The organism is Halanaerobium sp. (genome assembly GCF_003070835.1).
On sequence record NZ_QBLR01000496.1, the window covers coordinates 1 to 1,131 of the forward strand.

Consider the following 1,131-nt stretch of genomic DNA (forward strand, 5'->3'; position numbering starts at 1 on the left):
AGCCGGACGTACAATAACTGGATAGCCAATATCAGCAGCAATTTCAGCTGCCTGCTCTATATTTTTCGCAATTTTGCTGTCTAAAATTGGCTCACCAATCTCATTCATTAACTCTTTAAAAGTATTTCTATCTTCTGCCTTCTCGATTGTCTCAATTGGAGTTCCTAAAAGTTCCACATTCAAATCTTCTAAAATATTTGTTTCTGCCAGGTCAATGGCAAGATTAAGGGCAATTTGTCCTCCCAAGGTCGGAATTAATCCATCCGGGTTTTCTTTTTTCAAAATCTCTATTATACTATCAACAGTTAGAGGCTCAATATAGACCCGATCGGCCATATTTTCATCTGTCATAATTGTAGCTGGGTTGCTGTTGACTAAAACAACTTCTAGACCCTCTTCTTTAAGAGCCCGACAGGCCTGACTCCCGGAATAATCAAACTCAGCTGCCTGCCCAATAATAATCGGTCCTGAACCAATAACCATTACTTTATTAATATCTTCTCTTTTCGGCATCTTATCCTCCTTAGATTTTTGAAAGTTAATTGGAAATATTTTCTAAGTACCCGGTACCATCAGCGCATCAGTTCAACAAATTGATCAAATAAATAGTGAGAGTCTTCTGGTCCAGGGGAAGCTTCTGGATGATACTGAACAGAAAAAGCTGGATATTTCTGATGTCTAAAGCCTTCAACTGTCTTATCATTCACATTAATATGAGTTAACTCCAGGTCCAGCTCAGCCAGCGATTCTTCTTTAATGGCAAAACCGTGATTTTGTGAAGTAATATAAACTCGATTTGTACTCAGGTCTTTAACCGGATGGTTGGCACCTCGATGGCCAAATTTTAACTTATAGGTTTCTGCACCACAGGCTCGACCTAATAGCTGATGGCCGAGGCAGATTCCAAAGATTGGAACTTCTCCTAATAGTTCAGCAATAGTTTCTGCTACATAGTCGGCATCTTCCGGGTCACCAGGGCCATTTGAAACCATTACACCATCAGGACTATAATCTAATATTTTCTTAACTGAAGTGCTGGCCGGTACCATTATCACTTCACAATTACGCTTAACTAGTGAATTTTTGATATTATCTTTAGCTCCACAGTCAACTAAAATCACTCGATACTTA

The 1,131-nt window shown here is 39.2% G+C and carries 1 protein-coding gene and 1 pseudogene; both read right to left on the bottom strand.

The genetic code is table 11. The features are described from left to right. Positions 1-513, bottom strand: a pseudogene (locus CI949_RS20765) (carbamoyl-phosphate synthase large subunit); the annotation flags it as partial. A 59-nt stretch (positions 514-572) separates the two neighbouring features. Beyond that, a partial coding sequence (locus CI949_RS20770; protein WP_290769947.1) for a carbamoyl phosphate synthase small subunit occupies positions 573-1,131 on the bottom strand: 559 nt, incomplete at its 5' end.